This window comes from Photorhabdus heterorhabditis, from assembly GCF_018448905.1.
Classification (GTDB): Bacteria; Pseudomonadota; Gammaproteobacteria; order Enterobacterales; family Enterobacteriaceae; genus Photorhabdus; species Photorhabdus heterorhabditis.
Map to the genome: position 1 here is coordinate 1 of NZ_RCWA01000011.1, position 21,814 is coordinate 21,814.

20 protein-coding genes and 2 pseudogenes are annotated in these 21,814 nt (G+C 41.2%); 19 read left to right on the plus strand and 3 right to left on the minus strand.

Features of this window, described 5'->3' with window-relative positions; translation table 11 throughout:
- The 3 genes and pseudogenes from EAE89_RS08930 to EAE89_RS23560 form a co-directional block, all read left to right on the plus strand.
- The coding region (locus EAE89_RS08930) for a Tox-REase-5 domain-containing protein (RefSeq protein WP_244866316.1) at positions 1-476 on the plus strand (476 nt) is incomplete at its 5' end.
- Positions 477-488: 12 nt separating this feature from the next.
- The gene (locus tag EAE89_RS08935) at positions 489-1,211 is read left to right on the plus strand and encodes an Imm52 family immunity protein (protein ID WP_214085704.1); all 723 of its coding nucleotides are present in this window, start codon (positions 489-491) and stop codon (positions 1,209-1,211) included.
- Between the two features lie 45 nt (positions 1,212-1,256).
- Positions 1,257-1,361: pseudogene (locus EAE89_RS23560) on the plus strand (PAAR domain-containing protein); the annotation flags it as partial.
- Between the two features lie 281 nt (positions 1,362-1,642).
- Here the strand turns inward: EAE89_RS23560 and hmpA are convergent.
- Positions 1,643-2,833, minus strand: coding sequence for an NO-inducible flavohemoprotein (hmpA, locus tag EAE89_RS08940; protein ID WP_054481054.1), 1,191 nt, complete (start codon positions 2,831-2,833; stop codon positions 1,643-1,645).
- A gap of 365 nt (positions 2,834-3,198) precedes the next feature.
- Here hmpA and glyA point away from each other — a divergent pair, with 365 nt between their 5' ends.
- The 8 genes and pseudogenes from glyA (at position 3,199) to EAE89_RS08975 (ending at position 12,624) form a co-directional block, all read left to right on the plus strand.
- On the plus strand, positions 3,199-4,452 hold the full coding sequence (gene glyA / locus EAE89_RS08945; protein WP_054481056.1) for a serine hydroxymethyltransferase: 1,254 nt from the start codon (positions 3,199-3,201) through the stop codon (positions 4,450-4,452).
- A 102-nt stretch (positions 4,453-4,554) separates the two neighbouring features.
- Positions 4,555-5,700 (plus strand): 3-phenylpropionate MFS transporter, encoded by a 1,146-nt coding sequence (locus EAE89_RS08950; RefSeq protein ID WP_054481058.1) that lies wholly within the window; start codon positions 4,555-4,557, stop codon positions 5,698-5,700.
- Between the two features lie 73 nt (positions 5,701-5,773).
- On the plus strand, positions 5,774-6,721 hold the full coding sequence (gene treR, locus EAE89_RS08955; RefSeq protein ID WP_054481061.1) for a trehalose operon repressor TreR: 948 nt from the start codon (positions 5,774-5,776) through the stop codon (positions 6,719-6,721).
- 144 nt (positions 6,722-6,865) lie between these two features.
- On the plus strand, positions 6,866-8,305 hold the full coding sequence (gene treB / locus EAE89_RS08960; RefSeq protein WP_149616434.1) for a PTS trehalose transporter subunit IIBC: 1,440 nt from the start codon (positions 6,866-6,868) through the stop codon (positions 8,303-8,305).
- A gap of 76 nt (positions 8,306-8,381) precedes the next feature.
- Positions 8,382-10,043, plus strand: a complete 1,662-nt coding sequence (gene treC, locus EAE89_RS08965) for an alpha,alpha-phosphotrehalase (RefSeq protein ID WP_214085705.1) — start codon at positions 8,382-8,384, stop codon at positions 10,041-10,043.
- Positions 10,044-10,272: 229 nt separating this feature from the next.
- Positions 10,273-10,562, plus strand: a pseudogene (locus EAE89_RS23565) (ISAs1 family transposase); the annotation flags it as partial.
- 68 nt (positions 10,563-10,630) lie between these two features.
- A complete protein-coding gene (locus EAE89_RS08970) occupies positions 10,631-11,788 on the plus strand; it encodes an MFS transporter (protein ID WP_054481064.1) in 1,158 nt (385 codons plus the stop codon).
- Positions 11,789-12,384: 596 nt separating this feature from the next.
- Positions 12,385-12,624, plus strand: coding sequence for a Tn3 family transposase (locus EAE89_RS08975; RefSeq protein ID WP_054481066.1), 240 nt, complete (start codon positions 12,385-12,387; stop codon positions 12,622-12,624).
- Between the two features lie 182 nt (positions 12,625-12,806).
- Here the strand turns inward: EAE89_RS08975 and EAE89_RS08980 are convergent, their stop codons facing one another.
- Entirely contained in the window at positions 12,807-13,070 is a 264-nt protein-coding gene (locus EAE89_RS08980) for a hypothetical protein (protein WP_054481068.1), read from the minus strand.
- Between the two features lie 1,421 nt (positions 13,071-14,491).
- The gene (gene suhB / locus EAE89_RS08985) at positions 14,492-15,295 is read right to left on the minus strand and encodes an inositol-1-monophosphatase (RefSeq protein ID WP_054479031.1); all 804 of its coding nucleotides are present in this window, start codon (positions 15,293-15,295) and stop codon (positions 14,492-14,494) included.
- Positions 15,296-15,420: 125 nt separating this feature from the next.
- Between suhB and trmJ the strand changes: the two genes are divergently transcribed.
- From trmJ to fdx, 8 genes are all read left to right on the plus strand, one after another.
- Complete coding sequence (gene trmJ / locus EAE89_RS08990) at positions 15,421-16,146, plus strand: tRNA (cytosine(32)/uridine(32)-2'-O)-methyltransferase TrmJ (RefSeq protein WP_054479033.1); 726 nt, start codon at positions 15,421-15,423, stop codon at positions 16,144-16,146.
- Between the two features lie 87 nt (positions 16,147-16,233).
- Positions 16,234-16,728: a Fe-S cluster assembly transcriptional regulator IscR gene (gene iscR / locus EAE89_RS08995; protein ID WP_054479035.1), complete on the plus strand. Its 495-nt coding sequence runs from the start codon at positions 16,234-16,236 to the stop codon at positions 16,726-16,728.
- Positions 16,729-16,777: 49 nt separating this feature from the next.
- Positions 16,778-17,992, plus strand: a complete 1,215-nt coding sequence (locus EAE89_RS09000) for an IscS subfamily cysteine desulfurase (RefSeq protein WP_054479037.1) — start codon at positions 16,778-16,780, stop codon at positions 17,990-17,992.
- A 25-nt stretch (positions 17,993-18,017) separates the two neighbouring features.
- Entirely contained in the window at positions 18,018-18,404 is a 387-nt protein-coding gene (gene iscU, locus EAE89_RS09005) for a Fe-S cluster assembly scaffold IscU (protein ID WP_054479039.1), read from the plus strand.
- Between the two features lie 307 nt (positions 18,405-18,711).
- Complete coding sequence (gene iscA / locus EAE89_RS09010; protein WP_054479041.1) at positions 18,712-19,035, plus strand: iron-sulfur cluster assembly protein IscA; 324 nt, start codon at positions 18,712-18,714, stop codon at positions 19,033-19,035.
- A 39-nt stretch (positions 19,036-19,074) separates the two neighbouring features.
- Positions 19,075-19,596 carry a co-chaperone HscB gene (hscB, locus tag EAE89_RS09015; protein WP_054479042.1) on the plus strand — a complete coding sequence of 174 codons (522 nt, stop codon included), beginning with the start codon at positions 19,075-19,077 and terminating at the stop codon, positions 19,594-19,596.
- An 11-nt stretch (positions 19,597-19,607) separates the two neighbouring features.
- Positions 19,608-21,458, plus strand: coding sequence for a Fe-S protein assembly chaperone HscA (gene hscA / locus EAE89_RS09020; protein ID WP_054479044.1), 1,851 nt, complete (start codon positions 19,608-19,610; stop codon positions 21,456-21,458).
- A gap of 2 nt (positions 21,459-21,460) precedes the next feature.
- Entirely contained in the window at positions 21,461-21,796 is a 336-nt protein-coding gene (fdx, locus tag EAE89_RS09025) for an ISC system 2Fe-2S type ferredoxin (protein WP_015833512.1), read from the plus strand.
- The last annotated feature ends 18 nt before the right edge of the window (positions 21,797-21,814 follow it).

Sequence of the window (21,814 nt, forward strand, 5' to 3'; positions counted from 1 at the left end):
AAGAGTGTGAAAAAACGGAGAGTACAAAAGAGTGCAAGGCTTGCCTGGCTATTCCGGTGACGAGTGAAAAATATCGCAAGGTGAGCCGCTGGAGCGCCATCACGATTAACTATCAGCGATTTATTGCTCAAACGAAATATGATCCCACTATACAGATGATCCAGGAATTTCAGTGCCTGAAAGTGACCTTTGATGGCTGGCGACCCGCGTATTGCTTATTTCTGGAGGCCAAAGCGCGGTATGACCAGTTTTTTGATAGTGAAGGTGAACCAAAAATTTGGTGGAAAGGCCAGATTTCTGCGCGAAATCAAGCAAAAAGACATCAAATGGTCTGTGATGTACTGGAGGGGACTCCTCATGTGGAATGGCATTTTTTACAGCCTGTCAGTTCTGATTATTTTAAAATATTGTTTAGTGAATATGAAAATATCAGTGTTCACTATACACCCTGTGCCAATTTGGCGGCGACAGCTTAATTAGAGGTTTAAATGGCAATTATTCGTTTAAAAATTAATGTACGTTATGAACAGCAGGAAATTATTACTGTAGATTCGGCATTAATAGATTTATTTCGTGTCACGCGGCAAATTGATATCTTTTTTGGGCAAAAGAAGACTTGGTATTTGACAGGTTATTCTCGCAAAGAGGCCCTGAAACACGTTGTATTTGATGAAAAAGGGCCTACAAGCGTTGCAATAAGGGACTTTGAAAAAGAGTATAGGAAAAATTTCCCTTCACTTATCAATGGAATGTGGGATGGTCAAAAAGATGAATTATCTTGTGGCATTATTTATGAAAAATCAAAGTCGGGACATTCTAATTGGGTTCGGCTAGAACTCAATTTAAAAATTGACAGCAGTCAACTGAATGTATCCCGATTAATTGATTTAGTTAAATATTTAGCGACCAGTCGTGATTTTCCTTATATTCAAGTAGAAACCAACGGCTATACCTTAAAAGGCAAACAGGTTTTCCCTGACCGTCTCAGTGTTGGCTGGATGCTTTACCAGCCCCGTATTATTGATAAATCCTATCTGCCTATGGCGGAAGATGTGCTTCCCGTGCAGCAGAATAATGAACAGATAGGTATTCTGATTGTCACCAAAAAAGGTATTTTTGATGGAAGAGATCAGGACGATATTGATAAATCCAATGATGTTGAAATTCAGTTGGTGAACTTAGGATTATTACCATTAATTACTGAAGTGTGATAGGGATGATGTTATTTGCCAATCGAAAAACGGTGGAGAACGTTAATGGAAAAAGCGGTTATTCTATTAGGAGATACGACAGATCATGGCGGTAAGGTGATTACCGCTATTGATGACTATACTCACAAGGGTATTCCTATAGCGGGTAAACAGCCTGTGGGGCAAAATTAATTGCCAGTCAGCATAAGTTTACTCATGATTTTTGAAATCAATGGAGCTGACGTCCAGCGGGACGGGCTCCATGATAAATAAACTCCATTAAAGTCTCTAAAATAGTGATGAATTGGTTTTTTCAGTCACATTAAGCACATTCAATACACATAAATATTGAACATCAGAGTCCATAAATTAAAGATATACCCTTCATCTTTCAAGTCGATGCTTTATTGGCTATTTTCACTGTATAATGTTTTTAATACTAAACTGAAAATTTAAATCACTTTATGCGGACCAAAGCATTCATAGTGAATAAATTGTTTATCAATTCCTATATCCAATAACTGTTTCGCCACATATTGCATAAAGGGAACTGGGCCACAGAAATAAAAATGCATTCCTTTGGTTTTGAGTGTCTCATTCAGAACTGCCAGATCCATAAAACCTTTATGTTGGTAATGGACACCTTGTTGATCTTCATCTCTTGGCTCGCGGTACCAAATTGTGCTGTTAAGATTTGGCATTGCCTGTGCAATGGCTGTGACTTCATTGGTAAATGCGTGATGACCACCATGTTCGGCTGCATGTAACCAGTTAATCTGGCTGTTATGATTTTGTTGGTGGAGTTGATGCAACATACTCATCATGGGTGTCAAGCCAACACCGGCAGAAATCAGAGTCACGGGGATTTCTGGTTTAATATCAAGGAAGAAATCTCCGCGTGGAGCAGCCAGCCAAACGGTATCACCTTCTTGCATTTTATCATGCATATAGTTGGAGACAGTTCCTTGTGGTTCTCGTTTGATTGCGATTCGATAGCTGGAGCCATTTGGTGCGGCTGTCAGTGAATACTGACGAATTTCGCGGTTATCAAAACTATCGTCTTCCAGATAAATGCTTAAATACTGGCCGGGTTTGTAGTCCATCACTTTTCCGCCATCCTGTGGTACAAACTCAAAGCTGCAAATGACATCACTTTTTACTTGTTTCCGGCTAATACGGAATGGTCGCAAGCCACGCCAGCCGCCATCTGTCGATTCGCCACTATGATAGATCTGCTCTTCACGATTGATAAAAACATCAGCTAGCACACCATAAGCTTTTCCCCAAGCGTCCAGAATTTCATTTCCCGGTTGGAACAGTTCATCCAATGTTGCCAGAAGGTGAGTACCGACAATTTGATAATGCTCTGGTTGAATATTCAGACTGGTGTGTTTATGAGCGATTTTTTCAACTGCCGGCAAGAGGGCTGCCAGATTATCAAGATTGGCCGCATAGGCGCAGATAGCATTGAACAGGGCTTCACGCTGATCGCCATTGAGCTGATTGCTCATATTAAAAATATTTTTCAGCTCAGGATTATGTTTGAACATCCGTTCATAAAAATGGGCGGTCAGTTTCGGGCCAGTAGCAGAGAGCAGTGGAATAGTAGATTTGACAGTTGCAATGGTTTGACTATCTAGCATGGTTGAAACTCCTGAATTTCTTTCAAGTGATCATGAAAACTATAACATGTAAATTAAATGCAACTTATAGCTTTTTGAGGATTTTGTAAATATAAAATGTGGTCTTTACGGTAAAAAAATGTTTGCAGAAGATACTTACATTGAGGCTAAGGCTACCCAAGGTCACAAATTCCGATAATGATCCAAAAAGTAGGAAATTTTTGTTATGTCTGAAAAAACCGATATCTTGTTGCAGTTGGCAAGCAATCGTTTGCGTAAAATATTTTGTCAAGACTATCTCATTCTGTGAAAAGGGTTTACACTGTGTGCCATTCTGCCCTTTGGGGTGTTGTTTGAAGAGAAGTTAGCTGAGTCAGGAGAACCCAATGTTAAAGCGTGAAATGAATATTGCTAATTATGATCCCGAACTATGGCAGGCGATGGAGCAAGAAGTTGTTCGTCAGGAAGAACATATCGAGTTAATTGCCTCTGAAAACTATACCAGCCCAAGAGTTATGCAGGCACAGGGCTCCCAGCTTACTAACAAATATGCCGAAGGTTATCCGAGTAAACGCTATTACGGCGGCTGTGAATATGTAGACGTTGTTGAACAATTAGCTATTGATCGCGCTAAGGCGCTGTTTGGTGCTGATTATGCCAACGTTCAGCCTCACTCTGGTTCTCAGGCGAATGCAGCAGTTTATATGGCCTTGCTGCAACCAGGTGATACTGTGTTAGGGATGAATTTGGCACATGGTGGTCATTTGACTCATGGCTCTCCGGTTAACTTCTCTGGTAAGTTATATAACATTGTGCCTTACGGTATTGATGATAGCGGTAAAATTGATTATGACGATATCGCCGCACAAGCTAAAAAATACCAGCCAAAAATGATTATCGGTGGTTTTTCTGCTTACTCCGGTATTGTTGATTGGGCAAGAATGCGTGAAATTGCAGACAGTATTGGCGCTTATTTGTTCGTTGATATGGCACACGTTGCTGGCCTAATCGCTGCGGGGGTTTACCCGAACCCTGTTCCTCATGCCCACATTGTGACTACCACGACGCATAAAACACTAGCGGGTCCACGTGGTGGCTTGATCCTGGCAAAAGGTGGTGACGAAGAGCTGTATAAGAAATTGAATTCTTCTGTATTCCCGGGTTGCCAGGGTGGACCTTTGATGCATGTTATTGCGGGTAAGGCAGTTGCATTGAAAGAAGCTATGGAGCCAGAATTCAAAGCATATCAACACCAAGTTGCTGATAATGCTAAAGCAATGGTTGAAGTCTTTCTGGCGCGTGGCTACAAAGTCGTTTCCGGTGGTACTGAGAACCACTTATTCCTGCTGGATCTGGTTGACAAAAATATTACTGGTAAAGACGCTGATGCTGCGTTGGGCCGTGCAAACATTACCGTAAACAAAAACAGCGTACCTAATGATCCGAAGAGTCCATTTGTGACTTCCGGTGTACGTATTGGTACTCCTGCAATTACCCGCCGTGGCTTCAAACAAGCAGAAGCTCAGGAACTGGCTGGCTGGATGTGTGATGTACTGGACAACATCAATGATGAAGGGATTATTGAAACGACTAAGCAAAAAGTTTTGGCTATTTGTGCAGAATATCCGGTTTACGCATAAATAATAATTTTAATAAATAATTATTAAACCTGCTCCAGCTAACCTTGTTTGCTTAAGTTAGTGTCGAGCAGGTTTTTTTGCATTATTAACCAGGAGGGATTGATGGTTATTCAGTCGACACGTTGGCTGGCGTTAGATTATTTCACGTATTTCTTTTCTTACGGGATATTTTTGCCTTTTTGGGCTATTTGGCTTCAGGGTGAAGGTATAGAACCTGATATGATAGGGATTTTGTTGGGTGCAGGTTTAGTTTCCCGTTTCTTGGGTAGCTTATTGATCGCGCCTACGGTTAAAAATCCTGCGAAACTTATTGTTGCGTTGCGTATATTGGCATTGTTGACCTTGATTTTCGTTGTTGGTTTTACATTGGGAAATCACTGGGCATGGCTTCTGTTCGTCATGATTGGTTTCAACCTGTTTTTTTCGCCGATGATGCCGTTGGGAGATGCGCTGGCGGGAACATGGCAAAAACAATTTCCTTTTGATTATGGAAAAATACGGGTCTGGGGTTCGATTGCGTTTATTATCAGTTCGGCGTTGACCGGGGAATTAATCTCTGTCTGGGGCCATCATGCCATTCTTATCACTATGCTGCTCAGTGTCTTGTCAACGCTGTTGGTGACATTGCTTAAACCTTCCATCATGCCCGCTAATGAAGTCAAATCAGACAAAATTAATGTTGTGTCATTTAAACAGTTGTTGTCTGAAAAACCGATATGTCAGTTCCTGCTCTGTGTGGCTTTATTGCAGGGCGCCCACGCGGGATATTATAGTTTCAGTGCAATTTACTGGGAAAAATTGGGTTATTCTGCTTCGGTAGTTGGTTATCTCTGGTCTTTAGGAGTAGTCGCTGAGGTTGTTATTTTTACGCTGAGTAATAAATTATTTCGCCGCTGGAGTGCCCGTGACCTTTTGCTGCTTTCTGGTATATGTGGTGTCGTTCGTTGGGGATTGATGGCAACATTCACTGCATTGCCGGTATTGATTGTCGTGCAAATTCTGCATTGTGGCACATTCACTGTCTGCCATTTGGCGGCAATGCGTTTTATCGGTGCCAGAAAGGAAGAGGAAATTGTTCGATTGCAGGCGGCTTATTCGGCCTTAGCAATGGGGGGCGCTATTGCTGTTATGACGGTAGTTGCAGGATTTATGTATGATTATCTGCACAGTGGAATTTTCTGGGTAATGGCTTTAGTTGCTTTTCCTGCCATCTTCTTGCGGCCACAGGTTAAAGCTCATAATTATTAACAACATAGGTTCAGTTTCTTATGAAATTTTTGTAAGAAACTGGATAGATTTAATAATATTTTTATGAGATATCATGTCGAACAAGTTAACAATAAAAGATATAGCACGCTTGGCTAATGTCAGTAAATCAACGGTATCGCGTGTATTAAACAATGAAAGTAGTGTAAGTTCACAGGTACGTGAAAGAGTCGAAGCGATTATTCACCAAAATAACTTTATTCCCTCTAAATCTGCGAGAGCAATGCGGGTGAAAAGTGACAAAATTATTGCCTTAATTGTGTCACGGTTGGGGTCCTTTTCGGAAAATCTATCTATAAGTACGATGTTACCCCTATTTTATCAGCATGGTTATGATCCTATTATTATGGAAAGTAATTTTAATCCGCAGCTTTTACAGGAACATCTACGCCAATTGGCGTTACGTAATGCGGATGGTGTTATTTTGTTTGGTTTCACAGGATTGTCAGAAGAATTCTTATTTCCCTGGCGTGAAAAAATAGTGGTATTTGCACGTGAATATGCTGATGTTTCTTCTATATGTTATGACGATGCGGGCGCTGTTCGCTTACTAATGAATGAACTTTACCAGCGGGGTCACAGAGATATCAGTTTTCTTGGTGTACGTGATTGTGATACCACAACGGGTTTTCGTCGTCATCAATCCTATTTAAATTGCTGTGAACAGAAAGGATTACGCCCACTTTCTGTTCAATGTGACTTAAGCTATCAGAGTGGGTTTCAACATGTTGACAAAGTATTAAGAAAGGAAACTACGGCCTTAATTTGTGCAACAGACAGCCTGGCGTTGGGAGCATATAAGTATTTGCAGCAAAATAACCGGGAAGATATACAGATAGGTAGTATTGGCAGTACACCCTTACTGAATTTTTTGTACCCTAATACGCTTTCTGTGGATTTGGGCTATAGTGAAGCAGGTAAGTATGCGGCCCATCAATTGATGGCTCAGATAAATCGACAATACCCAAAACAACAGGTAACCGTTCCTAGTAAATTGGCTTAAAAGTAAGAATATTGCAATTTCAATGTGATCTTTAACGCATTTTTGGGAACGTTCCCATGACAAGCATTACTGAATGATATTAGGATGAAATTACTTTACTAAGCATGCTAATTAGTGATTGATACTAACTTATAATGATTGGCTATGATGAAAAATAAAATAAATTCTAAAGATATTGAAAAACTAATTACATTAATCGGTGGTTGTGAAAATATAGCCAGTGTGACTCATTGTATTACTCGGTTGAGGTTTGTATTGGTTGAACCCGCTAAGGCGATGACAGATAAAATAAAAAATCTGCCGATGGTTAAGGGGTGTTTTACCAATGCAGGGCAGTTCCAGGTCGTGATAGGCACTAACGTTGATGATTATTATCAGGTTTTAAATAGCTATCTTGGTCAATCTGAATTGAGTAAGCAAGATATACAGCAAGTTCAGAAAAAGCAGGCGAAGAAAAAAAATATGAAGTGGCAAGAGCGAATTATTTCTCAGTTTGCAGAAATATTTTTTCCTTTGTTGCCGGCATTAATTAGCGGTGGTCTTATTTTGGGCTTCCGTAATATTATTGGTGATATTCCATTCAGTGATGGTAAAACTTTAGTCCAGATGTATCCTGTCTGGAAAACGATATATGATTTTTTATGGTTGTTAGGTGAGGCTATTTTCTTCTATTTGCCAGTGGGTATCTGTTGGTCAGCAGTTAGAGCAATGGGGGGAACACCGATATTAGGAATTATATTGGGAATAACATTAGTGTCGCCTCAACTTATGAATGCTTATCAGTTAGGGCAACATATTCCTGATATATGGAATTTTGGCTTGTTCACAATCAATAAAGTGGGTTATCAGGCACAAGTTATTCCGTCACTGTTGGCTGGCATTACTTTGGGGTGGATTGAAATTCAGTTAAAACGGGTGGTTCCTAGTTACCTCTATCTGGTGATTGTTCCTGTCGTTTCGTTGATCTTAGCAACCTTTTTAGCACATAGCCTGATTGGGCCGTTTGGTCGGTTACTTGGGGATGGCGTTGCTTGGGTTGTTAAGGCATTGATGACGGGAAGTTTTGCTCCTGTAGGCGCGGCTTTATTCGGATTCTTTTATGCGCCGTTGGTTATCACAGGTATTCATCAAACCACATTAGCCATTGATATGCAGATGGTTCAAAGTATAGGTGGGACACCGATTTGGCCTATTATTGCATTATCTAATATTGCTCAAGGTTCAGCGGTTGTTGGCATCATTTTAATTAGCAAAAAGCATAATGAACGTGAGTTATCTGTGCCCGCAGCGATTTCCGCATATTTGGGCGTCACTGAGCCGGCTATGTATGGTATTAATATCAAATATCGATACCCTATGCTCTGTGCCATGATTGGTTCTGGTTTCGCTGGATTAATTTGTGGATTGAGTGGTGTATTAGCAAACGGTATTGGTGTCGGTGGTCTGCCAGGTATCCTTTCGATTAAACCACAATTCTGGGCAATTTATGCATTAGCTATGCTCGTGGCCGTTATCATTCCGTTGGTGTTGACTATCATTGTTTATCGAAAGAAGAATATGAGTAGCGTGTTAGCTGTTGAATAATCCTGTTAAATCTTCACTTGATTAACAGATATAAAAGTAACTTTAACTCAGGAAATATATTGATAAGGCGTTTTTGATGGACAAAATCATTCCATGGTGGTTACAAGGTGTCATCTATCAGATATATCCTAAAAGTTTTCAGGATACTACTGGTAGTGGAACCGGCGATCTGAACGGTATTACTTACCGGCTTGATTATTTGAAGAAACTGGGAGTGGACGCTATTTGGGTGACTCCTTTTTACCTCTCACCACAGGTAGATAATGGCTATGATGTCGCTGATTATTGTTCGATTGACCCGGCTTACGGTTCAATGGATGATTTTAAGCGTTTGGTCGATGAAGCACATCAACGTGATATCCGTATCATCGTGGATATTGTTTTCAACCATACATCCACTCAGCATCCTTGGTTCAAACAAGCACAGGACATTAATAGCCCTTACCGGCAATATTACATCTGGCGGGATGGAATACCGGGGACTCCGCCTAATAATTGGGTGTCAAAATTTGGCGGCAATGCTTGGGAGTGGCATGAGGAAAGCAACCAGTATTATTTACACTTGTTTGCCGCTGAGCAGGCTGATCTAAACTGGGAGCATGAACCAGTACGGGCTGAACTTAAAAAGATTTGTGAATTTTGGGCTAACCTTGGCGTTGATGGGTTCCGTCTGGATGTTATCAATCTGGTTTCTAAGCAGCAGGATTTTCCTGAAGCAACAGAGGGAGATGGGCGTCAATTCTATACCGATGGTCCGCGTATTCATGAGTTTTTGCAGGAAATAAACAGAGAGGCATTTCAGCCTGCGGGGGTGATGACTGTCGGGGAGATGTCTTCTACTTCCCTGGAAAATTGCCAGCGCTATTCCTCGTTAGATGGTGAAGAGCTATCGATGGTTTTTGCTTTTCATCACTTGAAAGTCGATTACCCCAATGGCGAAAAATGGGTCATTGCGCCACCTGATTTTATTGAATTGAAGAAAATTTTTGCTAAGTGGCAGCAAGGAATGCATGGACGAGCGTGGAATGCTCTGTTCTGGTGTAATCACGATCAACCGCGGATTGTTTCACGTTTTGGTGGTGAAGGAGCATTACGGGTTCCATCTGCTAAAATGTTGGCAATGGTGTTGCATGGTATGCAAGGAACTCCTTACATCTATCAAGGGGAAGAATTGGGGATGACTAACCCTAATTTTTCTCAAATTGAAGATTATCGGGATATAGAAAGTTTAAATATTTATCAGGAGAAGATTGAGCTGGGCGATGATAAAGAAAAAATCTTATCGGTCTTAGCGAAGAAATCTCGTGATAATGGGCGAACGCCGATGCAATGGAATGCAACTCATAATGCAGGATTTACTCAGGGGGAACCGTGGCTCGCGCTAAATAGTGATTACCAGGAAGTAAATGCTGAAAACGCTATGCAGGATGATGATTCAGTTTTTCATTGTTATGCACGCTTAATAAAGTTGCGTAAGGAATATCCTGTACTGACTTATGGCAGCTATGAAGACTTATTGCCATCTCATCCTTCTCTTTGGTGTTATGTTCGTCGTTGGGAAAATCAAACGTTATTGGTTATCGCCAATCTCAGCGCGGAAGTACAGGAATGGTCACTGGATGCTGCTTTATCCCATTGCTCGTGGGTTAAATTATTGGGGAATTATCCTGAACGTCAGCTACCTGCAAAAAACATACAGTTACAACCTTATGAAGCCGTTTATTGGTTAGCGGAGTAATTTAGGTTTAAAACGACAACAAAAAAGTTCATTGGTAACTTTTTTGTTGTCAATTGACATCCTCGCCCACCTTCGAGCTTTGTGGCTCAGAATCAGGAAAATCTTACTTTTTATGGAACTTTTCATCATTAAAATGATCTGATCATCATCTTTCATAAAAAAGTGAGCTTGACGATAATTATTTCAAAGAATGTATCAATGACATACCTGTCTTGTTCCGTGCGCTGACATTAATAAGAAAACATGAATTAATGGATGTTATTTTTCTGGTTTGCTCGGCTGTTGTGAGTGGTGTTTCTGGCTGGAAATCTATTCAGGGATTTGGCGAGTGACAATTTAAGTGGCTTAAACAGCACACTGCTTTTACTCCCGACATTCCCTGCTGACACTGTGTTGCTAATATTATCAAGGTCATTGATAGTGATGCCTTTGATTGAAAACCTACATCCTTGGATCAATCATCGTCGGATCAGCGAAGGGAAAAGTGTCATCGTGATTGATGGAAAAACGTTGTGGGGAGTTAGTCAATCATAATGCATAAAATTCATTTGTTATGGTATTGTTAACTATGTAAGGATGGCAACACTATGAAAAAAGTTCTTTTCTTAGCTATAGGTATGTTTGCTCTGGGTTTTGATGCCTATATTATCGCTGGACTTGTGCCGGGAATTAGTGATAGTTATCAAAAAAGCGTTTCTCAAGTAGGACAATCTGTAAGTATATTTACTTTATGTTATGCAATCTCTGCCCCTCTATTTGCTTCACTTTTAGCAGGTAAGCCTATAAAAAAAGTCCTATTAACTTCTATAATAATTTTTGGACTTGCGAATGCATTAACCGCAGTTTCTCCAAATTTTTCTGTGTTTTTGATATCAAGAGCGATTGCCGGTGTTGGTGCCGGTTTGTTTTCACCATTAGCTGTGGCTGGAGCAACTATGCTAGTGCCTGTGGAAAAGAAAGGGCGGGCACTTGGCTTAACGATAGGTGGTATGAGTATGGGAACTGTATTAGGTGTTCCTATGGGGCTTTATATCGCTGACCAATTGAATTGGCAATCTGCAATGTGGTTTGTTGTTGTTCTTAGTTTAATTTCAGCTTTAAGTATCTTTAAATTTTTACCACATGTTCCAGTTATTGCGCCACCGGCTATGAAAGAAAGAATTGCAATGTTTTTAGATAAAAGAGTTGCTGTCACTGTATTAATAACGTTCTTTGCAAGTATTGCAAGCTTAGGTTTATACACCTATTTATCTCCATTATTACAGGATCTTAATAACTTAAGTAATTTAGCATTATATTTATGGGCTTGGGGATTAGGTGGTTTGTTTGGTAGTCTATCAATTGGGTATTTAATTGACTACTTTAAAGCGCCAAAAATTTTAATGACAATTATTTTAATTATTCTAACATGTTCTGTCATATGCATCCCAGTAATGATTAATCTATCGTTTATAAAATATTTGCCGTTTTTCATATGGGGAGCTATGGGATGGGCATCAGGAGCTCCTCAGCAACACATTTTATTATCTTATCAGCCTAAACACGGAAGTGCTGCCGTTGCTCTCAATAGTTCGGTTAACTATCTAGGAAGTTCGGTAGGAGCCTCATTGGGTGGCGTAATTATATCTCTGGGAATGGGGACCATGGCTCTAATTTATTTTGCAGTTCTCTCTATGGTAATTTCATTAGGCCTTCAGTTCTATAGTATGAAAAGTAATGCTTTTAAGATAGTAAATACTAAGTAAAAATCTAAAAATCCGCCTTCATAGAAGGCGGCATTAATTTCGCTCCAGATGGTTGCTATCAGTTCAGATTCTTAGAGCTTTCACCGAAGATAATTGATTATACAAATGCTCATGTTTTTCCGGACATTTCACATATTCCTTATCATTCCTTCATTTATCGGTCCTGTTCTCAAAATATGTATTTAGGATTTCCTTGTATAGTACAATTTAGTCCTAGGGCTGGATCTAACTTATTTTATGTGGTTGATTTGGTCATAAACAGACTAAATCAAGATAAAAAAACACACACCCTCTATCGAAGCGGTACAGGAAGAAAGACGTTATTAATGTTGTTGAGAATGTCCAATTTCAAGCTTGTTGGTTGGTGCTTGGATATGCTGATTCACAAATAGCCTTTTAGACGGTAGTGAGTGGCAAACATGTAATTTGATATTCTCTTGGTTTTTCATCCGCTCCTGAGCCCATAACTGGCGGCAATGGCTTAAGAATTTGATCAGGCAATCGTGATGGGTTGAAAAGTTTGCCCGATAATCCGGTAATAAGATTTATTAATAGTCGGGATGACCAGAGAACAAGACTGGTTTTGAGTCCTCTTGATGATATTTGAAGAATCATCTTCTCTCATTGAGCTACGTAATCGGGTGACTGACATGTTGCCACGAGTTGATTTGCTGGAACTCATACTGGAAATTGATGTACGAACTAAATTCACGGAAGCATTTACCCGTGTATCAGAAGGTTCTGTTCGTGTTAAAGATCTGAATATCAGCATTTGTGTCATATTGATGGCGGAGGCCTGTAATACAGGCCCTAAGCAACTGACAAATCTTGTTTAAAATGATAGGTTTGTTTTTTCATAATGAAAAATGTTGTGAGCCATTTTCCTGTTTAGGCCAATTTGCTTGCCTTCCAAGGTGCTTTCCTCCTCTGGCGTCAAATACCACTTCTAACTTAAGATAAAAATAACAAAACGTTAACACCCCCTAGCTTCAACATCTTAAATACATGATCCTGTTTTCTACCCTAATCTCCCAAATCCACTTTTTTCGCTTAATAAAATTCTCTCTTTTGAAAAATTATATTTTACTTTATAGAATTTTGGTTTCTTAGAATCAATTTCATTGAGTAATTTTTGAAGGCGTATGGCATCCTCTAGAGTAGGAAAGTCAAAAATAGGTTTTTTTTCCATCATAATAAAATCTGTAACATCTTTGACAACATTAACAACTCTCTCTATTTTTCTATCTCCATTATATTCATGATCAAGGGAATTAAAGTGCAAGATTTCTTCAGTTTTAATACTAGTTTCGGTCCAAATTCTTACCGAATCTTCATACCAGTTTGGCGTATCAAAAGCTAATTGGGAAAAAATTAATTGATTATGTATATCTTGAAAAACAAAGTCTAATTCTCTTCTTCTAAATAGATTTACAAAACTGCTATATCCTGTGACTACAGCCCCATTTATTTCACCTATAATAAAAGTACTATCTGGTATTTCGTCTCCAGATATAGAATAGTCAGATTTTATACCTTGAATGTAATTTAGGTTTAATGAATGTTCAAGGTTGATCCATTGAATTAGATCTAATGGATGTATGATTTCACTAATAACTCCCGTTGTTGGACGATAATCATTAATTCTATTTTTTTCCCACAGAAAATTTGCTCTTATTATGTGAATCCAAGGTTAAAAATTAATTAAACACCCTTATTAACCATATATAAAAATAATATTTATCTTTTGGTAATTATTTACAAATAAAATATTTTTTATATTTTTAATTGTTTATAAATTCATTATTTTTTCTACTAATATTATAAATAATTAGTTATTTGTTTAATAATTAAACTAAATATTAAGTAGCCGATTATGCATTAACTAAACTTGCTATGATAAATACTCTCTTAGTTATGAAGAACCTGTTTTGCTTTTCCTTAGACAGAACTTTTGGGGTCATTTCACCTGCTGGAGGCTTTGGAGTCACAAATGAAACGTTATTCACCTGAATTTAAATTGGAAGCTGTTGAATAGGTTATTTAATTTAACCGCTCAACGAAGTTTTCCGTTTCACTGTTCCTGAAAAAACCAATACCGGGACTCTGGCAGCATAGGTAACCTTAGATTTGTATAAGGTAATCGATCTCAGTGGGTGTTAGATTAAAACTCGGTTTTTGGGTTGGAAAATATATGAACTACAAACCAGCCTGTTGGTTGATGCTGCTTCCGGCTAGCCAACGGTCCTGATAGCATATTTACTGACGGATAATACTAGGTATCACTCGGCTCTGAGTGATACCCGGCTGTCCGGTAAACTCATCTGGATGCATCGGCTAGTATCAACCAGATTGAAGCACGGGAACTGGGCAAAACATTGATTCATGTGATTGGCAGGGAAGGTGATTTGGTGGGACATCTGTGTTAATTCAGTTCGCAGGGATTCCGGTGGTTAAGCAGCGGAAAAGAAGGCTACTAGGTTGACTATCAGAGCGAACCGCAAATACTTGTTCAAGTGGCAGAGGATCTGTCTTTTCACGTGGCTGGCTTGGTTGTTTATAAAGGCGAGAAAGAGGATTTGGTGATGTATAGCTACCTATGCATCTTTATATTATGCCGGTGAGAGCATCCTTTCGAGGTAAAAGATAGAATTGCAGGCTCAAAGGATATCGCCTGCAATTCCTGCTTTAAATATTGGCTTTGAATTAACGTTTCAATGCTTCTGATAATTCATCACGCATTTCGGCCAGAATATCTTTAACAACGCGTGGATTACCCGCAACAAGATTACCGGAATGAATGTAATTATGGCCGCCAACGAAATCAGTAATGATACCGCCAGATTCACGAACTAATAGTTCACCGCCCATAAAATCCCACGGCTTTAGGCCAATTTCAAAGTAACCATCAACCCGGCCAGCCGCAACATAAGCCAGATCCAGCGCTGCTGAACCTGTACGGCGGAAGTCAGCGCAACGCACAAATAATTTGCCAAGAGTATTAATGAAAACAGTGGAATGCTGTTTTGCTTTAAATGGAAAACCTGTTGCCAGAATAGTGCCATCCAGATCGCGGGCATTGGTGCCACGCAGACGGTAACCATTCAACTGTGCACCTTGACCACGGGTTGAGGTGAAAAGCTCATTGCGCATTGGATCATAAACAACGGCAACTTCGGTACGGCCTTTAATGCGAACTGCAATAGAAACAGCGAAATGGGGGAGACGTTTGATAAAGTTAGTGGTGCCATCCAGTGGATCGATTACCCATTGAATATCATCATCTTCGCCTGCTAGTTCGCCACTTTCTTCCGTAATAATCGTGTGTTTAGGATAAGATTTGCGGATAACGTCGATAATCAGCGCTTCTGCGGCTTTGTCAATGTTGGTCACAAAGTCGTTATTACCTTTTTGACTCGCTTCAACCGCGTCAGGAGTTTCATAATTCTTGGCAATCAGGTTGCCGGCCTTACGCGCAGCGCGTATGGCGATGGTCAGCATCGGATGCATGGGGTATCTTCCACTAGGATGTTAAAGAACGGATAATTAATCGGCGCGCAGTATAGCAGTAGTTCGGAAAAATGACTAATACTGTGTTAAGATATTTGATTCTTATAACTAGTCCAGAAGTTGTCATGTTAGAAAATATCCGCATTATCTTGGTTGAAACTTCCCACACTGGGAATATGGGTTCAACTGCCCGGGCAATGAAAACAATGGGATTAACCAATCTTTATTTGGTTAATCCCTTGGTTCAGCCAGATTCTCATGCGATTGCCCTTTCTGCGGGTGCCAGCGACGTTATTGGTAATGCGACTATTGTTGATAGTTTGGATAAAGCTTTGGCTGGTTGCGAACTGGTAATTGGCACCAGTGCTCGTTCAAGAACCCTTTCATGGCCGATGGTCGAACCTCGTGAATGTGGTGAACGGAGTGTTCAAGAAGCAGAACATGCACCTGTTGCTATTGTCTTTGGGCGTGAGCGTGTAGGGCTAACTAATGAAGAATTGCAGAAGTGTCATTATCATCTGAATATCCCGACTAACTCAGAATACAGTTCATTAAATCTGGCAATGGCGGTTCAGCTTGTGAGTTATGAAATCCGTATGGCCTATCTCGCGCGTCAGGATAAAGTTGAGCAGGAAACAAATGAGACTGAATATCCATTAGTTGATGATATGGAGCGTTTTTATCATCACCTTGAACAGGTATTACATGATTCTGGTTTCATCAGGAAAGCACATCCAGGCCAAATAATGAATAAATTAAGACGGCTTTTTACCCGTGCTCGTCCAGAGATGCAGGAACTGAATATTCTGCGTGGCATACTGACCTCGGTTGAAAAATGGGCGAAGAAATAGTTGAGTAAATTACTAGGTTAAATAGTTGACTAAAATACTCAGGAATGACACAATTTCATTCATATTTCACCACGGGGTAATTCATTTATGAGATTGACATCTAAAGGGCGTTATGCAGTAACTGCCATGCTTGATGTGGCGTTACACTCACAAGAAGGTCCGGTGCCCTTGGCCGACATTTCTGAGCGTCAGGGTATTTCCCTCTCCTACCTTGAACAATTATTTTCTCGCTTGCGTAAAAATGGTCTGGTTTCAAGCGTCCGTGGTCCGGGTGGCGGTTATTTGCTGGGCAGAGATGCCGATAAAATTGTCGTTGCCGAAGTTATTTTCGCTGTTGATGAATCGGTAGATGCTACCCGTTGCCAGGGTAAAGAAGGGTGTCAAGGCGGTGATCGCTGTTTGACACATGCTTTATGGCGCGATTTAAGTGATCGTATTACCAGTTTCCTGAGTAGTATTAGTTTAAAAGAATTAGTTAATAATCAAGAAGTGTTAGATGTTGCTGATCGTCAAGATAACGATAAACGCCGTACGCCTAATGGCAGAGCACAAGAAACAATTAATGTCAATCTGCGCGCATAAGCAGAACTTGTGATGAATTGAAGTATTAGAAGTAGGGAGCATGTAAGCAATGAAATTACCCATTTATTTAGACTACTCAGCAACGACACCGGTTGATCCGCGTGTTGCTGAAAAAATGATGCAATATCTGACCATGGACGGGGTATTTGGTAACCCGGCTTCCCGTTCTCACCGTTTTGGCTGGCAGGCTGAAGAAGCGGTTGATATTGCCCGTAATCAGATTGCTGATTTAGTGGGTGCTGATCCGCGTGAAATTGTTTTCACTTCCGGCGCAACTGAATCAGACAATCTTGCTATTAAAGGTGCGGCTAATTTTTATCAGAAAAAAGGCAAGCACATCATCACCAGCAAAACTGAACATAAAGCGGTTTTGGATACTTGCCGTCAGCTAGAGCGTGAAGGATTTGAAGTCACTTATCTGGCACCTCAAAGCAATGGGCTGATTGATTTAAAAGATCTGGAAGCCGCAGTGCGTGATGACACTATTTTGATCTCTATCATGCACGTTAACAATGAAATTGGTGTGGTACAGGATATCGCTGCTATTGGCGAAATGTGTCGCAGTCGCAGTATCATTTTTCATGTTGATGCCACTCAGAGCGTAGGTAAGCTGACTATCGACCTGACTAAACTGAAAGTTGATCTGATGTCTTTCTCCGCGCATAAAATTTATGGGCCGATGGGGATTGGTGCGCTGTACGTTCGCCGTAAACCACGCATTCGTATTGAAGCTCAGCAACATGGTGGCGGTCATGAACGTGGTATGCGTTCCGGCACTTTACCTGTTCACCAAATTGTCGGTATGGGTGAAGCGTATCGCATTGCTAAACAAGAGATGGAAAGCGAATCTCAGCGTCTGCGCGGTCTGCGTTTACGCCTGTGGAATGGTATTAAAGATATCGAAGAAGTTTTCCTCAACGGCGACTTGGAACACGGCGCGCCACACATTCTGAATGTCAGCTTCAACTATGTTGAAGGCGAATCACTGATGATGTCATTAAAGGATCTGGCGGTTTCTTCGGGTTCTGCATGTACTTCCGCAAGTTTGGAACCCTCCTACGTATTGCGTGCGTTGGGTATGAATGACGAACTGGCACACAGTTCTATCCGTTTCTCTTTAGGGCGCTTTACCACGGAAGAGGAGATAGACTACGCCATTGAACTGATTCACAAATCTATTGGCCGCTTACGTGAACTTTCTCCACTGTGGGAAATGTTTAAACAAGGTGTAGATCTTAACAGTATCGAATGGTCTCATCACTAATTAAACGGCTTTGGGAGTAACAACTATGGCTTACAGCGAAAAAGTAATTGATCACTATGAAAACCCACGCAACGTTGGTTCTTTTGATAATGAAGATCCAATGGTTGGTAGCGGCATGGTCGGTGCACCGGCGTGTGGTGATGTCATGAAACTGCAAATCAAAGTCAATAATGAAGGCATTATTGAAGATGCGCGTTTCAAAACCTATGGTTGCGGTTCTGCAATTGCCTCCAGCTCTTTAGTTACTGAATGGATGAAGGGCAAATCTCTGGAGCAGGCAGAAGCGATTAAAAATACTGAAATTGCAGATGAATTAGAACTGCCACCAGTGAAAATTCACTGTTCTATTCTGGCAGAAGATGCAATTAAAGCAGCTATTGCGGATTACAAAAGTAAACGCCAGGGCAAATAATTGCCCTTGAGAATAAGAAAATAGAATATGAATTTGGTGGATACTGGCTGTTTATATACCCAATAGATTTCAAGATGGATCGCGACCGCAAGGGAGCGAATCCCCGGGAGCATATACCCAATAGATTTCAAGTTGCAGTGCGGCGGCAAGTGAACGCAGCCAACAAAGCAGCAGCTTGAAAGATGAAGGGTATAGATAACTCTGTGACCGGGGTGAGAGAGTGCTGCCAACAAAGAGGCAACTTGAAAGATAACAGGTATATCATCCAGTATCCGCCTTTGCTGGTTTTGAAAAGTGAGGTTGTTGTATGTCAATTTCCCTTACAGAAAGTGCTGCACAACGCGTTTCGTCATTCCTAAGTAACCGTGGAAAAGGTGTTGGTTTACGCCTTGGCGTCAGAACATCAGGCTGCTCAGGTATGGCATATCTGCTTGAATTTGCTGATGTGATTAACGAAGACGACACCGTGTTTGAAGATAAGGGTGTCAAAGTTATCGTAGATGGCAAGAGCATGGTCTATCTCAACGGTACAGAACTGGATTTTGTTAAAGAGGGCCTTAACGAAGGCTTTAAATTCAACAACCCGAATATTTCCAGCGAATGTGGTTGTGGAGAAAGTTTTAACGTTTAATTCCGTTTTTCGGCTAAATCCAGAGAATAAGTTTAGATTATGGACTATTTCACTCTATTCGGGCTGCCGGCTCGTTATGCTATTGACCGTGAACAACTGACAAACTGTTATCAGGAATTGCAGCGTCAGTTTCACCCTGATCGCTTTGCTAGTCAGCCGGAGCGCGAAAAAGCGCTGGCGTTGCAGCAGGCAGCGACTATCAATGATGGCTATCAAACGCTTAAACACCCATTGAAACGTGCTGAATATATACTCTCCTTACATGGTTTTGATTTAGCCAACGAGCAACACACCATGAATGACAATGCTTTCCTGATGGAACAGCTTATGTTGCGGGAAGAGTTAGAATTCATTGAAAATAAAGCCGATGCAGAAATGGCATTGGCAGATTTTGCTGCCCGTCTGAACGGGATGATTAAAACCCGTAGTCAGCAAATGGAGCAACAATTGAATGAACAGCAGTGGGAACAGGCAGCCGATACTGTTCGTAAATTGCGTTTTCTGGATAAATTGCAACAGCAAGTTGAACAACTAGAAGAACGTTTACTGGACGACTTTTAAGGAACGCGTATATGGCTTTATTACAAATCAGCGAGCCGGGTTTATCTGCTGTACCACATCAACGTCGTTTGGCTGCCGGTATTGATTTAGGTACAACGCATTCATTAGTTGCCACCGTTCGTAGTGGGCAAGCGGAAACCCTGATGGATAGTGAAGATCGTTACCTGCTTCCTTCGGTTGTTCACTATCATGAAAAGGGTACTGAAATTGGTTGGTTGGCTCGTCAACAGGCTGCACGTGATCCCGTTAATACCATCAGTTCTGTGAAGCGCATGATGGGACGCTCTCTGATTGATATTCAACAACGTTATCCTAATCTTCCTTATCAATTTCAGGCGAGTGAGAATGGGTTGCCATTAATCAATACGGCAATAGGTTTGGTCGATCCTATTCAGGTTTCTTCTGAAATTCTTAAATTGTTGGCACAGCGTGCAGAAGAAACACTGGATGGTAAGCTTGATGGCGTTGTGATCACTGTTCCTGCCTATTTTGATGATGCACAGCGTCAGGGCACAAAAGACGCGGCTCGTTTAGCTGGATTACATGTTCTGCGCTTGCTTAACGAACCGACTGCCGCTGCAATTGCTTATGGACTGGATTCTGGTCAGGAAGGTGTGATTGCTGTTTATGATTTAGGTGGCGGTACATTTGACGTTTCTATTCTCCGATTGAGCCGTGGTGTATTTGAAGTGCTGGCAACCGGTGGTGACACTGCGCTTGGGGGAGATGATTTCGATTTGATGCTCGTTGACTGGATTCGTGAACAGGCAGGTATCAGCAGTCGGGATGACCACAGTCTACAACGTCAGCTATTGGATATTGCCACTCAGGTAAAAATTGCCTTAAGTGATACCGATGTTGCAGCAATAAATATTGCCGACTGGCAGGGGAAAATCACCCGTTCCGAATTTGAAGCACTGATTACACCGTTAATAAAACGTACTTTGCTGGCAAGTCGCCGGGCGTTGAAAGATGCAGAAGTCTCTGCGGATGAAGTGTTACAAGTGGTGATGGTGGGTGGTTCAACCCGCGTACCACTGGTTCGTCACATGGTTGGGAAGTTTTTTGGCCGTGAACCATTGACTTCAATTGATCCTGATAAAGTTGTGGCTATCGGTGCTTCGATTCAGGCGGATATTTTGGTAGGTAACAAACCAGACAGCGACATGCTGTTATTGGATGTGATTCCGCTTTCACTGGGGCTAGAAACCATGGGTGGCTTGGTTGAAAAAGTTATCCCCCGCAATACAACCATTCCAGTAGCAAGAGCACAGGAATTCACGACCTTCAAAGACGGTCAGAGTGCAATGAGTATTCATGTGGTGCAAGGGGAAAGAGAATTGGTGAATGATTGCCGTTCACTGGCCCGTTTTACACTGCGTGGTATTCCGCCATTACCGGCTGGTGGTGCCCATATCCGGGTGACTTTCCAGGTAGATGCTGATGGCTTGCTGAGCGTCAGCGCATTGGAAAAATCGACTGGTGTGGAAGCCGCTATTCAGGTGAAACCTTCCTATGGTTTATCTGATGAAGAAATAGCTCGCATGATAAAAGATTCTATGACAAATGTTCAGGAGGATATCAATGCGCGCAAACTGGCAGAACAAAAAGTAGAAGCGGCGCGGGTACTGGAAAGTGTCACCCGTGCGTTAGAAAAAGATGCTGATTTACTGAATGAACAAGAGCAGGCGGCGATTGATGCCGCTGTAGAAATACTTATAAAAAGCGTTCAGGGGAGTGATCCTCAAATTATAGAGAACGCAATTAAACAACTGGACAAGCAAACGCAGGAATTCGCTGCGCGTCGGATGGATACATCTATTCGTCGTGCATTGGCGGGCCATTCTGTGGATGAGATTTAATTATGCCGAAAATTGTATTTTTACCTCATAACGATCTTTGCCCTGATGGTGCAGTGCTGGAAGCTAGAGAAGGGGAATCCATTCTGGATGTTGCATTGCGCAATGGGATTGAAATTGAACATGCTTGTGAAAAATCCTGTGCTTGCACAACTTGCCACTGTATCGTTCGTGAAGGCTTCGATTCACTGGAAGAGAGCTCTGAACTGGAAGATGACATGTTGGATAAAGCCTGGGGGCTGGAGCCGGAAAGTCGTCTGAGTTGTCAGGCCAGAGTCTCTGATGAAGATTTGGTAATAGAAATTCCAAAATACACTATTAACCATGCTCGTGAGCACTGATTGGCAGGAGAAATATAT